Origin of the sequence: Nocardia vinacea (genome assembly GCF_035920345.1) — a bacterium.
GTDB lineage: Bacteria > Actinomycetota > Actinomycetes > Mycobacteriales > Mycobacteriaceae > Nocardia > Nocardia vinacea_A.
In genome coordinates this window covers 10,331,259-10,345,241 of the sequence record NZ_CP109149.1, presented here as the reverse complement: position 1 = coordinate 10,345,241, position 13,983 = coordinate 10,331,259, and the positions used below count along the sequence as shown (strand labels likewise).

Here is a 13,983-nt window from a genome sequence, read left to right as displayed (position 1 = left end):
AGTTCCAGACCCTACAGGGCGCACTCGTCGAGGGACACCTCCGATCGGGCCTGCACGGATCGACCGCTACGAGACCACGTCCGCCAGTTCACGATCCGGCTCACCGGGGCTCGGATGATCCGCCGCCGGCGGCTGCGGATCCCGACGCCGCGATCGCACCCACAGCCACTGCAGCACCCCGATGGCGGCGATGCCGAATGCTGTGGTGCCGATTCCGATCTTCCAGCCCGGCGGCCGCCAGGTCAGCACCAGTTCGGCGTTCTGTGTGCCGGCGGGTATGTCGACAGCGACAAACGACTTCGCCACCGTGGTGATCGGGATCTGCTTACCGTCCAGCGTCACCCGGTAACCCGGCCAGCCGAGGCGCGCGAATACCACCTTGCCGCCGCCGGCCGAGGACACCCGCACCCGGCTGGTGGTATCGGTCTCCGAAATCGATGTCGCTGTCACATTTTTCGCATCCGCGACGCGGCCGTTCACCGTCGAGATCAGACCGTCCACGCGTTCCAGCACCGAGATGTAGCGCTCGTGGCCAGGATAGTCGACCCACTTCCAGCCCTCCGGTGCCGGCTGATTGCGCGCATCGGGGAACAGGGCGCGCTGCAATACCACCCGGTCCAGCTTCATCAGATCGACAAGGGGACGGCCAGTGGTCGGCTCCGGGGCGAACATCCGCCGGTAGGCGTCCGGGCAGACGCTGCTGTCCCACCGCATGCACAGCAGTTCGCCGAAATAGAAGTGACCGGTCGGGGTGTACCCGTTGACATAGGTCAGCTCGAGCGATTTGGCGTAGTTGCCGAAGACCAGCGATCCGTAGGCGCCGTCGAGGCTCATATCGTCGCGCTGCAGCAGGCCGCGCTCGCCGAGTTGGATCGTGGTACCGGGAAAGTCCGGGAAGGCGGCCTGCGCCTCGGACCTGTTGGTCGGCAGATGCCATGTCATCGGCGTCGGCTGAGCGGCATTGACCTGATAGAACGCGATCGGGAACATCGCGACGATGATCAGCACACCCGCGGTGGCCAGACTCCGGTTACGCCCCAGCCATACCGCTCCGGCGGCGAGGGCGCCGATCGCGGCGGCCGCCAGTACGTGCCGGACCACATTGTGTGGATCCGCGGAAAAGGACCGCACCCACAGCAGACCGATCAGCAGAGCGGCGGCGACGCCGCGACTCTTCAGATCACGGACGGTGGCGTAGCGCCCGAGTAACACACAGACCAGCACGAGCAGGCCGAGCGCGAGCATCGGCAGCACCCGCACCGGCCAGCGCAGCGGACCGATCGAACCCGGTCCGGCACTCCACATCAGCATGATGATCGCGAACAGTGCGACCCCGCTGAGCTCGCGCCAGGATTCGCGGGCGCGCCGCCAGTCGATGAAGGCCAACGCCGGAATAAGGAACCATGCGATATAGGTGACCGGCATCGGCTGGATATAGCCCCACCAGGAGGTGAACGCGGGCAATGTGCTCGGCAGACTGGCATTCAGCGATTCCGACCATGGCACCGTCAAGAACTGGTCGTTGTTGATCTCCATGGTGCCGCGCCAGGTCACCTTCGCCGAGAGCATGCTCGGCAGAAAAGTCAGCAATCCGGCCAGACCGGCACCCGTCGCGGCGACGGCCAACCGCGCCACCGGCTGCCATTTGCGTTGGTAGACGAGCTCGCCCACCGCGACGGCGACCAGCATCAGCGCCGCCTCGACGGCCGGGAAGATGTACTGCGTGGAGATGGCCAGATAGAGGTAGATGAAGACGGGAATCGGCCCGCCGAGACCGCGGGTGTAGCGCACCGACGATGCCCAGGCATGGACCAGCCATGCGGTGCCGGTGAGCGCGGTCATCCAACTGGCCTCGTCGAAGAACAGGAAGAAACCCGACAACGGGAACGCGACACCCGCGACCGCGGACCACACCGGCCGCGCCCCGTATACCAGGCAGATCCGGTAGACGCCGAGCGCGGCGATGATCGCGAAGATCAGTTTGACGACGGTCGCGTACACCGCCATGTTGTCGACCGACGGCGCGATCAGATCGATCAGCAGCTGCGGCGGGTTGAATAGGCCGGCATCATCCATCGTGTTGTTGCCCGACATCCAGCGCTCGGGCACCAGCACCGGGAAGGTGCCGTCACGGAGCGCGCGTCCCAATCCCACCCAGAGTCCGGTGTACTGGGATTCGGTGTCGTCGGTGTAGAAGTGCCGCGCGTTGGCCAGCAGTACCGCCAGGTATCCCGCGATGACACCGAGGGTGCAGACGGCACCCCATCGGTACACCTCCCGACGCGAATCGGGCTCCCTGTCGCGGGCGTCGGGTCCTGTGTTTTTCGCCTCCGTCACTGCACCAACCGTCACGAGTTCCAAACCCTACAGCGCACAGTCGAGCTTGGCATCGAACCGCCGACACCACCATGATGGTGCGATGAGCTGCTCCGGAATGCCGTATGCGTACCGTGTTAAAGTTCACGGCGGCTCGGGCTCCGCTGTCCAGCGGAGATTACCGGCACGCACCGTCATCGAAAGTCGATCCAGCTGATGCCGATTCCCTCTGCCCACCCCAACGGCTCGCCCGCGGGTGCGACCAACGGACGCCCCGCTCGACCGGGCGACGGTCAGCCGCACGCGGTATCGGTCGTGGTGCCGATCTATCGCGGCGAAGAAACCATCGGTGGACTTGTCGAAGAACTGCACCGGCTGACCGATCCCACCGACACTCCCGGCGGCGTCGCCTTCACGGTCGGCGAGATCATCCTGGTACACGACCATGGTCCCGACCGCTCCGATGTGGTGCTGCAGGAACTGGAGCAGACCTATCCGGAGGTCCGCATCGTCTGGCTCAGCCGCAACTTCGGGCAGGACGCCGCGACCATCGCGGGAATGTCGGCCGCCCAGGGCGACTGGATCGTCACCATGGACGAGGACGGCCAGCACGATCCCGCCTTCATCGGCGCATTCCTGGACGCGGCCCTGACCGAGCGCGCCGATCTGGTCTATTCGAAGCCGACCAACACCCGGCCGCACGGATTCCTGCGCAACATCACCTCGCGCGGCGCGAAGGTGGTACTTGCGACGATCTTCGCCTTCCCGGACTCCACCCGATTCGAAAGCTATCGGCTCATCCGCGGCGATATCGGCCGCCAGCTCGCCGAGGTCGCCTCCAACGGCGCCTATCTCGACGTCGCGCTGACCTGGGTGGTCGGCACTGTCGCCCAGGTGCCCGTGACCTTGCGCGCCGAGGGCCGCGACGAATCCGGCTACAACTACCGCCGGCTGTTCTCGCTGTTCTGGAAGATGGTGCTGTGCAGCGGAACCCGGGGCCTGCGGCTGGTCAGTCTGCTCGGGGTAACCCTCGCGCTGGCCGGTGGCGTGATGGCCGCGTTCGTCGTATACGAGGCGCTCACCGCCGACAATTGGGCGCCCGAGGGCTGGGCCTCGATGATCGTCGTGCTGCTGCTATGTTCGGGAACGATCTTGTTCTCGCTGGGACTCATCGCCGAATACCTCGGTGTGGCTTTGCATATCCTCGTCGGCAAGCCGCTGTATCTGACCGTCGGTTCGCCGACGCCGCGCCCGGCGGATAGCCGAGAAATGACCACGACCACCGCCAGCAGGGGGAGCGACCGGGTTGAGCACTGACCGCGTCATCTTCAGCCGCCCGTTCCGGGCCCGCCGGGAACTGGCCAATCTGGAGGCCGTTCTCGACTCCGACCACAGTCACGGTGACGGGCGGTTCACTGCCTCGGCCACTGCGAAGCTGAAGACCATCACCGAGGCGCCGCATGCGCTGCTGACCACCTCGTGCACCTCCGCACTGGAGATGGCGGGTCTGCTGCTCGAGCTCGGCCCCGATGATGAGGTGATCGTGCCGAGTTTCGCGTTCACCTCGACCGCGACGGCAATGGCGCTGCGTGGCGCCACCTGCGTCTTCGCCGATATCGACCCGGAAACGGGCAATTTGGATCCCGAGTCGGTTGCCGCGGTGATCACCGAGCGAACCAAGGCCGTTGTGGTCATCCACTACGGCGGGGTGGCCGCCGATATGGCCGGGCTGCTCGCACTCGCCGACGCGCACGGCATCGCCATCGTGGAGGACAATGCGCACGGCCTCGGCGGCCGGTGGCGCGATCGCCCACTGGGTACCCTCGGTACCCTCGGCACGCTCAGCTTCCACGACACCAAGAACGTGCACTGCGGCGAGGGCGGTGCACTGCTGCTCACCGACGAGATCCTGATGTCGCGCGCCGAGATCATCCGCGAGAAGGGCACCGACCGCGCCCGTTTCCTGCGCGGCGCGGTGGACAAGTACTCCTGGCAGGATATCGGTTCCAGCTATCTGCCCAGCGAGCTCAACGCGGCGGTGCTGGACGCGCAGCTGGACGAATTCGAGACGATCCAGACCGGACGGCACCGGGTTTGGGACGCATACGCCTCCACACTGCCCGACTGGGCCCGCCGCAACGATGTCCGGCTCATGACGGTGCCCGCGGACCGGACACATACCGCACATCTGTACTACTTGCGCACACCTACCGAGCGACAGCGCGACGATCTGATCGCACATCTGGCCACACGCGGTATCTCGGCGCCATTCCACTACGTTCCGCTGGATTCCAGCCCGGCCGGACTCAAACTGGGCCGCACCCCGAAGCCCTGTGTGCGCAGCGCCGAATTCTCGGGGACCGTTGTGCGCCTACCACTTTGGCCCGACCTCACCGACGATCAGATCACCAGGGTCATCGACGCCGTCACCGCGTACACCATTTAGGCGAGCGCCGGACCCTCCTCACGCGGTGAGCACGAACAGCTTCTCCCTGCCACCGGCGATCACCGACCGCTGTACGACGCGCGGCTCGTAACCGCGGAAGAACGCGTCCAGAGTCGCCTCGCTGAACCGGCGCGCCTGTGCGCCGTCGCCCGCATCGGTGAACCGCTGGCCGATCGCGGCGAGCACCCGATTGTCGCTGGTGGCCAGGTTGCGAATCGGCTCCGCGATGATCACCTGCTTTCCCGCCGCCGCGAGCATCCGATCGATGACCGGGGCGGGCTCGGGCAGAAAGTGATACAGGCTCGACTGCATGACGACGTAATCGGCCTCGGGCAGCGGCGTATCGGAACGCAAATTCCACACCGCACCGCGTCCACCCGCCCGGGCCAGCCTGGCGATGAATCGGCCGTTGAGGTCGAGTCCGGTGTATTCGATGGACCGGTCGCGCAGGTAGCGGGTGTACAGCGTCGCGGGCCCACAGCACAGGTCGACCACGCAGGCGCCATCGGGCACGAGTTCGGCGATCGCGCGATACCGAGCGGGGTAGTGCCGCCCATACAGCCCACGCATCAACAGCTCGTAGATGGTTCCGTTGCGGTAGATAAGGCTCGGTCTCACAGCACCCCTGAACAGTTGTCGACATGGCAACTACGCCACCCGGATGCGCCGGGCAGCCGCACGAGGCAACGCCCTCTTCGTAATGAATCAACCGACTCGCCAACACGATCCGGCGCGCCAAGCGTACCCGCCTACAGCTGGCCCTGCTGACGGGCGGCTTCCTCGCGGATCTCGCGGAGTCTGGTTTCCGCATCCTTCGTGGGACGGGTCGGGAGCGCGGGTGGCAGGGTGGCCGGCAGCTGTGGCACTTCGGTCTCGGCGGCTTTGCCGCGACTGCCGACATAGAGCCGGAACACGCCGTAACCGGCCAACAGCAGGATCACCAGTGGCACCAGGGACAGCACCAGGCTCTTCACGAACCCGATCACCATCAGCACGCCCAACAGCGCCAATATGCCGACGCCCAGTTTGAACTTCCACGACATCTCGAAACCTCCGTTGTCGCCGCGGACCTGGCATCCACGCTACCGCCGCTTCGACCGAAACCGGAACGACGGGGTGCCGGCTTATTCGCCGAAGAGGGCTCCGGCTTCGTCTTCGGTGCGGATTTCGTAGGCCTCGGATTCCCGGTTGTACCACCACGTATCGGGTCCCGGCTGCGGACGGCCCGCCACCTGCACGGCCCGCGTCGACGGGCGGTAGGACGAGCTGCGCGGAATCTCGTCGACGACGTAGACGATGTCGGGCCGCTGGTCCGGATCGAGTGCGCGCACCGCCTCGGTAACATCCTTGGGTTCCAGCCGGAAGCCCTTGCGGACGCTGACCGCCGCCACCGCCAGCGCATGGTCGCCGACGGGCAGCGCAAAGGCGACCTCCATATCGACCGCGGTGATGTCGTTGAGCACATCGACAATGGGCTGGGTGAAGACCGGACCGCGTTCGGTGTGGATCACCGTGTCCGTGCGATCGACCAGCCAGTAGTCGCCGTCGCTGTCGCGGCGGAAGAGGTTTTCCGTCGGCATCCACGCATCGCCCGCCGTGAAGACCCCGCGGAGTCCGCCGTCGGAGAGGTCGATGCCCTCGGTCGCCTTGCCGATCAACAGCCCGACCTCGTTATCCGCGCACCGGCGCGCGAAACCGGACCCGTCGGTCCGGATCTGCTCGGTGACCGGGTCGTAGGCGACCAACTCCACCTTCGCGGTGCCTGGCACGGGGCGGCCCTTGCAGCCCGCCTTCACACCGGCCACATTGGCCAGCACCACGTCGCCCTCGATGGAGGCGTAGAACTCCAGCACCCGAGCCGGCGCGAACTGTTCGGTGGTGCGTCGCCACAGGCCCGCGGGCATGCCCGAACCGATGAACAGGCGGATCGGATGCTGGTGTCCGGCAGGGAAGACTTCGGCGTCGAGGATGTCGCGCAGCATCGTCCAGGTGTAGGTGACCACCGTGACGCCGTAGCGGTGCACCTCCTCACCGAACTGGATCGGATCCAGCGACCTGGCCAGCGCGATCCGGCTGCCGCCCGCGATCGCGCCGCCCAGGCTCACCAGCAGACCGGACGAATGATGCAGCGGCGCAAGGCAGTAGACGGTGTCCTTGCGATCCAGATCGGCCGAGGTCGCGGTGCCGAAGGCGGACAGCGCCCAGCGGTGGTTGGTGATGTATTTGGCCTCCAGCCGGTCACCGGTACCGGTGACGAGCACGAAAGCGAGTTCCCGCGCCAGACCCGGGTCCGGGCGGTACCAGGCGGGCAGCTCGACCTGCGTGGGATCGATCTGTTCCAGGTCGATCACATCTTCGCTCAACGGAATATTCAGAGAGCGCGCGGAACCGCCGCCGAGCACCAGCACCCGCGTACCGGTAGCCGCCGCCGCCCGCAGATTCTCCGGATCCGAGATCAGGGCTTTGATGCCGGTGAGTTCGATGGCCCGCTCCAGTTCGCTACCGGGGGCGAGTAGTACGGACACCGCACCGATACGGGACAGCGCGGCGACGCTGGCCAGCGCGCTCGGCCGGGTCTCCATCACCACACCGACGCGCATGGCCGGGCGGATGCCGACGGAGATGAGCCCGCGCACGACATTGTCGATGCGTACATTCACGGCGGCATTGGTGTGTACGCGATCCTCGAAGAGGAACAGATCGCGCAGCGGCGCGCGGCGCGCCTGCTCGGCGACCAAGCGGCCCAACGAGATGCGGGTATGCGGCTGAATCATGCCGAGTCGAGTCAACCGCGGTAGTGCGCGCGCGGCCTCACCGGCGAGTTCGATCGAACCGCGCACGGTATTGCCGGCAATGCCCTCCAGCGCCTTGCCGACACCCGCACCCGCCTCGGCCAGGGTGGCCGCGGTGTGCACGACCCGGGTGGCCACCGAATTCGGCCGGTTCGTCGCCATATGGTCGGTCATCGGCGCGATCTCCGGCGGCAGCGGCTGATCACCGTCCATCCAATCGATCCACTGACGCACCAGCGGCCAGGTATGCCTGGTCGCCATGCTGCCCGCGACGAGGCCGAAATGTCCCGCCACCAAACTGGCTTCGTATACCTCGGCATTGGGTGCGGCGCGGACGATGCCGCGCACCGCGGCCGGCTGGCCGATATCGTCGACCTCGCCGACGAAGGCCAGGATCGGGCACTTCAGCTCTGCCAGCGAAACCGGCTGGTCCCGGATCACGAAGCCACCGAGCATCAGTCGGTTGTGCACGACGAACTGCTTGAGCAGATCCGCCGCCGCCGGACCGGCGTAGCCGACCCAACCGTCATTATTGAGGAACCGACGCTGACGTTCCTTGGGCAGCAATGCCTCTCGGTCGTGCAGCTGGCGCAGGAAGTCGATGCGCGATTTGGCGGTCTTCACCGGGTCGAGCATCTGGAAGCCGAGCCGGACCATGGAATCGGTGATGGGCAGGCGGGTCACCACGTGGTCGGCCAGGAACTCCGCGACGTCGGAGACCATGCCGTACGGCAGTCCGAACGGCATGCCCGCGACCACATCCACCGGGCTGCCGAAAGTCACGATGCTCTCCACGCCCTTGCCGAAGCGGTAGGCGGTGGTCTGATAGGCGAACATGCCGCCCTGCGAGTACCCCATCAGGTGCACATTGGCGCCGGTCGCGTCGCAGACCGTATCGATGGCGCTGTTGACCGCGAGGACATGATCGGCCAGATCCCGTTCCCAGCCACCCTCCTCGCTGGCGGGCGAACCGAAATCGACCACCCAGCAGTCGATTCCGCCGCGGTGCAGAATGCCGACCGCGCCGTCGTCGGCGTTCACATCCCAGATATCGGCATTGACCATCAGCGGTGGGACCAAGACCGCGACCGGGCGACCCGGCGTCGGATCGTCGGGGAAGTAATGGCGCAGTCGATACATTCTGCGCCGTTCGACGACCTCGAACGGCGACGACTCGACATCGGTGCTCAACCCGCCGAAGCGGATGACCTCGAGGCCGTTCTGGGCCGTTGCCATCAACCGCTGCACCGACCCGACCACACTTTCCACATTCAACTTCACGATCGCTCCTGGCCCTACCCTGCAAAGTGACCCGCATCACACACCCCGATGTGCTCAGACGAGCTTCCCATACCGTGTATCCATTATGGGTCGGCTGTGACCGGATCCATGCCAGGTCGGGCCGATGATGCGGGATGTTCGCGCCGGCGGTGCGGCAAAGATACCGACCGTACAGCCTTGCCCGGTCCGCACCGATTCATCCCGGGTCGTTATCGGTAGTTATCCGCATCGAGGTCATGTCGTAACCATCCGAAAAACAGACCAGCATTCTCGTGGCTTCATTCTCGAGATTCGCGTGCGCACAGCATCTTTCGCGGTTTAGGATCGAAGCCGTTCGGAACGCAATGTCGCGTAAGCCAATTCGCACGGGAGAATCGGTCACCGTCCGCATGCCTCGGTCCGCCACTTCTCTCGGCAACCATGCCGCCATACCCCAGCAGGCCTGCCGCCTGTCGAATTGTTGTGTACCACCGCCGAATTCGAAAGCCATCGACCACCAGTACAGCACAATCGACCGTCTCGGTGACCATCTCAGGTGAGGACCACGCATGACCATCGAAATGCCAGTCCAAACAGAAACCAACGGGCGCAAGAGCCTCAGCACCGGTGCCGCCCACCAGCTCGCGCACACCACCAAGTCCGAGCCGCAGATGCAGGGCATCAGTTCGCGCTGGCTCACCCGCACGCTGCCGTGGACGCAGGTCAACGGTGGTATTTATCGTGTGAACCGACGGCTGACCCACACCGTCGGCAACGGCGAGGTCGAGTTCGTCATCGACGGCTCGCAAGCCAGGGTGATCCCGATGGAACTCACCGAACTTCCGCAACTGCGGGACTTCGATGACGAAGAGGTGCTGCGCGCGCTCGCCCAGCGTTTCGAGCAGCGTGACCTCGAACCCGGTACGGTGGTCGCCGAATTCGGCAATCCGATGAATCAGGTCATGCTGATCGTGCACGGCAAACTCAGCAAGATCGGCACCGGGGAATTCGGCGAGCAAACCAAGCTCGGCATGCTGGGCGGCGGTGATTTCTTCGGTGATGAAACCCTCGTCGACGGGTCCGGTATTTGGCCGGTGACCGTCAAAACCGTCACCCCGACCACCATGTTGGTGCTGTCCCGGCAAACGCTCGAAGAAATGCTCGAGTACACCCCGGCGCTCCAGGAGCAATTGTCCCGTGTCGCCGCTGCTCCGGCGCACCCGCAAAATACCAAGGGCGAAGCGAATATCGAGATCTCCTCGGGCCATTTCGGCGAGCCGTTGCTGACCGGCACCTTCGTCGACCTCGACGATGCCCCGCGCGAATACGAGCTCAGCCTGGCCCAGAGTGTGCTGCGGGTGCACAGCCGCGTCGCCGACCTGTTCAACGATCCGATGAACCAGGTCGAACAACAGCTCCGGCTCACCATCGAGGCGCTCTACGAGCGGCGCGAGAGTGATCTGGTCAATAATCCCGATTTCGGGTTGCTGCACAATTGCGACCTGAAACAGCGCATCTACAGTGAGTCCGGCGCACCGACGCCGGACGATATGGACGAGCTGCTGAGCATGCGGCGCAGCACGAAACTGTTTCTGGCACATCCGAAAGCGATCGCCGCCTTCGGTCGTGAATGTAGTAAGCGCGGCCTGTATCCGGATCCGGTCGAGGTGGACGGGCACCGCGTATTCGCCTGGCGCGGCGTCCCGATCTACCCGTGCAGCAAGATCCCCGTCAGCGATACCCAGACCACCTCGATTCTCGCCATGCGTACCGGTGAGAAAGATCAGGGCGTCATCGGCCTGCACCAGACCGGCATCCCGGACGAATACGAGCCGAGCCTGAACGTCCGCTTCAAGGGCATCGACGATCAGTCGATCATTTCCTACCTGGTCAGCTGCTACTACTCGGCGGCCGTGCTGGTGCCGGACGCACTGGGCGTGCTCGACAACGTCTTGGTCGCCCGGCAGGCGGACTGACCGGGGTGATGACCGATGTCGGTGCTCTCCCGCGCCTCGGCCCCACCAGCCACCCACGAGGTGGCCGCCGCTGTCGCAGCACTGCTGTCCAACCTCGATACCACCGCACCACCAACGCTCCCGCTGGAGGTTCCGGCACCGGAAACCTCGGCTCCACCTGAAAAAACCGATACACCGGAAAGTACGGAATTACCCGAATGCACCGCAATACCCGAATCATCCGAAACCCAGGTGGTGGAAGCTGATTCGTCAGAACTGGACCGACCCACCCAACCTGAGGCGATTGTTCCGCACAGCCTGCTCGGACCCAGCGGTCTGGGCGCGGCTGCACTCCTACTTCCGTCGTCCACCACCACCCAAGCGGGATTACCTACTACTGAGGTACCCGACCCCGCACGCACACCTACTATCCGGGCGGCTGGTCTCCAGCCGCCACCGGTGGCGTTCGACGCCACACCGATCGCTGTCGGCGTGGCGCAGGGGGCCGCGCCGGCAGGATCGGCCCCAGCCGAACCGAAAACCGCACGGAGTCGAATCCCATTCGGCCCCACCGGCTTAGGTACCGCATCGGCCTACCTGCACGTCACCGCGGCACCGATTCCACCCCTGTACTGTCCACCGCCGTTGCGTGATGACCCGGCGTTGGCCCAACTGGTCAACGACGGGCTCATCGACTCACCACGGCCGCACTCGCCAGTCAGATGGTGAACGACCTGTATTCGATGGCGCGCGAAGACCGTTCGGACGGTAGGGAACTCAACCTGCCGACGGTCTTGGCCGCGGAGGAGCGCTGCGCCCGGCGCGAGGCGGTGCTGCGCACCGCCGTCGTGCACGACGAGCTGGTGCACCGATTCGAACAGGAGGCCGGTCCACTGGCCGCCGCCGGATCGGCCGAACTGCGCCGGTTCCTCGGCGGGCTCTGGGCGTGGATGGGCGGCAACCGCGCCTGGCACGCCGCGAGCAAGCGCTACAACGAGTCGAATTAGCCAGTACCGCAACGTAATCAGTAGTACCGCAACACGAGAGGATGATCAGGCATGACCATGCTCAATCCCAACACGGGGTCCGTCCTGCGCACCAGCTACCAGAAAGCCGTTGCCGAGTACTGGAACAACAACCCGAATGACGACCGGGTCAATACCAAACTCGGTGAGGTCGACGGGCTGTTCCACCACCACTACGGCATCGGCGAACCCGATCAGGCGGCGCTGGCCGGGCCGGCGGATTCTCGCGAGGAACGGCTCGTCAAGGAACTGCACCGCCTGGAGACCGCGCAGGCATCGCTGCTGCTGCACCACCTCGGTGATATCCGGCCCGGCGATCGGCTGATGGACGGCGGCTCCGGCCGCGGCGGTACGAGTTTTATGGCCAATCAGCGCTTCGGCTGTCAGGTCGACGGCGTCACCATTTCCGAATACCAGGTCGGCTTCGCCAATGATCAGGCCGCCCATCGCGGTGTCGCGGACAAAGTGCGCTTCCATTTCCGGAATATGCTCGATACCGGCTTCGACACCGGATCCAAGCGCGGCATCTGGACCAACGAAACCACCATGTATGTCGACCTCGGCGAGCTGTTCGAGGAGTTCGCCCGGCTGCTCGAACCCGGTGGTCGCTACGTCTGCATCACCGGCTGCTCCAACGATGTCAATGGCGGGCGCTCGGCCTCGGTCAGCTGGATCGACGCCCACTACGGCTGCATGATCCATCCGCGCAGCGAGTATTTCCGGGCCTTGGCCGACAACAATCTGGTGCCGGTCAACGTCATCGATCTGACCGCCGCAACGATTCCCTATTGGGAGCTGCGCACCGAATCCGAGCTTGCGACCGGCGTGGAGAAGCCGTTCCTGACCGCCTACAAGGAGGGCAGCTTCCAATACCTGCTGATCGCCGCCGATAAGGTGGGCCGATGAGCGAGCGAATCATGGGCGCAGCACCGACGGTCGAGGCGGAGCTGTGACCGAAACGCTGGCCAAACCGATCACCGACCGCGAGGCCCTGCCTGTTGAGCTCGTCGACGCGGCCGGGCGCGCGGTCGGTGCGTGCCCGGTAGCGCAGGCGCATACCGCGCCTGGGCTGCTGCACCGCGCGTTCTCGGTGCTGCTGTACGACGATGCGGGTCGGGTGCTGTTGCAGCAGCGTGCTGCGGTGAAGACGCGGTTCCCGCTGCTCTGGGCCAATACGGCCTGCGGTCATCCCGCGCCGGATGAGCCGGTGGTGGCGGCCGCCGCGGTCCGGTTGGCCGAGGAGATGGGGTTGGCCACCGCGCTGACCGAGGTCGGAATCTTCCGTTATCACGCCCAGGATTCCGCGACCGGTCGGGTGGAGCACGAATGGGATCATGTGCTCATCGGGCGGCTCGATGCCGAGTTCCTCCGGACCGCGGCGCCACGGGCGGATCCGGCGGAGGTCGCCGACTACGCGTGGATCCAACCGGAGGCGCTGCGAGATGCGATCGCCGACGATCCGGGGAGCTATACGCCGTGGTTGCTCGGTGTGCTCGATATCGCGGAAGAAGCGGTTCGGGTCATCTGAGACTCATCGGAATGTCGTCCCACTGACCTGCCCGATACCGGCGCGTAGGCCGGGGCAGCCACCGATCATCTCCGGCGTCATTTCGTAATCGCCGCTGTGGTCCGTAGGTGGCTGCCTCGGCCGAGTCCGTCGGCAGTAGTCGGCAGTCATGCTTTAATGCGCATATCTACGTTTCAGCAAGTATTTTCGTGCGGAAATGCGGCACTTGTAACACCGGACAAAGCCTTCGAGAAATCACAGGCACGACACAGGGTACGAACAGGAGCGACTCGGATCCTGGTTTGCGTACGAGGTCCTGAATTCAGCGAGGTGCACGATGGTCGAAGTGGAAGTCACGGACGACAAAGTGACGGTTCATGTGCTCGGGGGGCACCGACTGCTGGCCCTGCGCGAGCACGTGACCTTCGATCTGGCCGATATCAAAGAGGTGACCCCCGCCCCGGTCGATCTGCGCCCACCGTGGGTCCGCGCACCGGGCACCTTCTTTCCCGGCGTGATCGCGGCGGGCACCTACCGCGGCAAAGGGCGAAAAGAGTTCTGGGACACCAGATTCGACGGTCATGCCATTCTCATCGACCTCGCCGGCCCCGGGTTCACCCGTCTCGTCGTCGATGTCGACGATCCCGATGCGGCGATGGAAGCCCTGGCCGCCGCCTGACAG

Annotated in this window: 10 protein-coding genes and 1 pseudogene; 7 read left to right on the top strand and 4 right to left on the bottom strand. The window is 65.3% G+C overall.

What is annotated here, in order from left to right:
* Positions 1–66 precede the first annotated feature (66 nt).
* Complete coding sequence (locus OIE68_RS46840) at positions 67–2,274, bottom strand: hypothetical protein (protein WP_327102049.1); 2,208 nt, start codon at positions 2,272–2,274, stop codon at positions 67–69.
* Between the two features lie 258 nt (positions 2,275–2,532).
* On the opposite strand from OIE68_RS46840, the gene OIE68_RS46835 reads away from it, so the two are divergent.
* Positions 2,533–3,633, top strand: coding sequence for a glycosyltransferase family 2 protein (locus OIE68_RS46835; protein ID WP_327097304.1), 1,101 nt, complete (start codon positions 2,533–2,535; stop codon positions 3,631–3,633).
* A complete protein-coding gene (rffA, locus tag OIE68_RS46830) occupies positions 3,623–4,762 on the top strand; it encodes a dTDP-4-amino-4,6-dideoxygalactose transaminase (protein WP_327097303.1) in 1,140 nt (379 codons plus the stop codon). The genes OIE68_RS46835 and rffA overlap by 11 nt, the downstream gene beginning before the upstream one ends.
* 18 nt (positions 4,763–4,780) lie before the next feature.
* Here the strand turns inward: rffA and OIE68_RS46825 are convergent, their stop codons facing one another.
* From OIE68_RS46825 to OIE68_RS46815, 3 genes are all read right to left on the bottom strand, one after another.
* Positions 4,781–5,380, bottom strand: coding sequence for a class I SAM-dependent methyltransferase (locus tag OIE68_RS46825; RefSeq protein WP_327097302.1), 600 nt, complete (start codon positions 5,378–5,380; stop codon positions 4,781–4,783).
* Between the two features lie 131 nt (positions 5,381–5,511).
* A complete protein-coding gene (locus OIE68_RS46820; protein ID WP_327097301.1) occupies positions 5,512–5,805 on the bottom strand; it encodes a hypothetical protein in 294 nt (97 codons plus the stop codon).
* Positions 5,806–5,886: 81 nt separating this feature from the next.
* Positions 5,887–8,790, bottom strand: a complete 2,904-nt coding sequence (locus OIE68_RS46815; RefSeq protein ID WP_419150861.1) for an acyl-CoA synthetase — start codon at positions 8,788–8,790, stop codon at positions 5,887–5,889.
* 593 nt (positions 8,791–9,383) lie between these two features.
* Here OIE68_RS46815 and OIE68_RS46810 point away from each other — a divergent pair.
* From OIE68_RS46810 to OIE68_RS46790, 5 genes and pseudogenes are all read left to right on the top strand, one after another.
* Entirely contained in the window at positions 9,384–10,790 is a 1,407-nt protein-coding gene (locus OIE68_RS46810) for a family 2B encapsulin nanocompartment shell protein (protein WP_327097299.1), read from the top strand.
* 692 nt (positions 10,791–11,482) lie between these two features.
* A pseudogene (locus OIE68_RS46805) lies at positions 11,483–11,776 on the top strand (terpene synthase family protein); the annotation flags it as partial.
* 51 nt (positions 11,777–11,827) lie between these two features.
* Positions 11,828–12,700: a geranyl diphosphate 2-C-methyltransferase gene (locus tag OIE68_RS46800; RefSeq protein WP_327097297.1), complete on the top strand. Its 873-nt coding sequence runs from the start codon at positions 11,828–11,830 to the stop codon at positions 12,698–12,700.
* A 43-nt stretch (positions 12,701–12,743) separates the two neighbouring features.
* Positions 12,744–13,322, top strand: coding sequence for an isopentenyl-diphosphate Delta-isomerase (gene idi, locus OIE68_RS46795; RefSeq protein ID WP_327097296.1), 579 nt, complete (start codon positions 12,744–12,746; stop codon positions 13,320–13,322).
* A 316-nt stretch (positions 13,323–13,638) separates the two neighbouring features.
* Positions 13,639–13,980 (top strand): hypothetical protein, encoded by a 342-nt coding sequence (locus tag OIE68_RS46790; RefSeq protein WP_040689289.1) that lies wholly within the window; start codon positions 13,639–13,641, stop codon positions 13,978–13,980.
* Positions 13,981–13,983 lie beyond the last annotated feature (3 nt).

Coding starts and splice junctions, on each gene's coding strand:
- OIE68_RS46835 (WP_327097304.1), top strand. CDS start 2,533: ATGCCGATTCCCTCTGCCCACCCCAACGGCTCGCCCGCGGGTGCGACC.
- OIE68_RS46820 (WP_327097301.1), bottom strand. CDS start 5,805: ATGTCGTGGAAGTTCAAACTGGGCGTCGGCATATTGGCGCTGTTGGGC.
- OIE68_RS46815 (WP_419150861.1), bottom strand. CDS start 8,790: ATGGCAACGGCCCAGAACGGCCTCGAGGTCATCCGCTTCGGCGGGTTG.
- OIE68_RS46810 (WP_327097299.1), top strand. CDS start 9,384: ATGACCATCGAAATGCCAGTCCAAACAGAAACCAACGGGCGCAAGAGC.
- OIE68_RS46800 (WP_327097297.1), top strand. CDS start 11,828: ATGACCATGCTCAATCCCAACACGGGGTCCGTCCTGCGCACCAGCTAC.
- OIE68_RS46790 (WP_040689289.1), top strand. CDS start 13,639: ATGGTCGAAGTGGAAGTCACGGACGACAAAGTGACGGTTCATGTGCTC.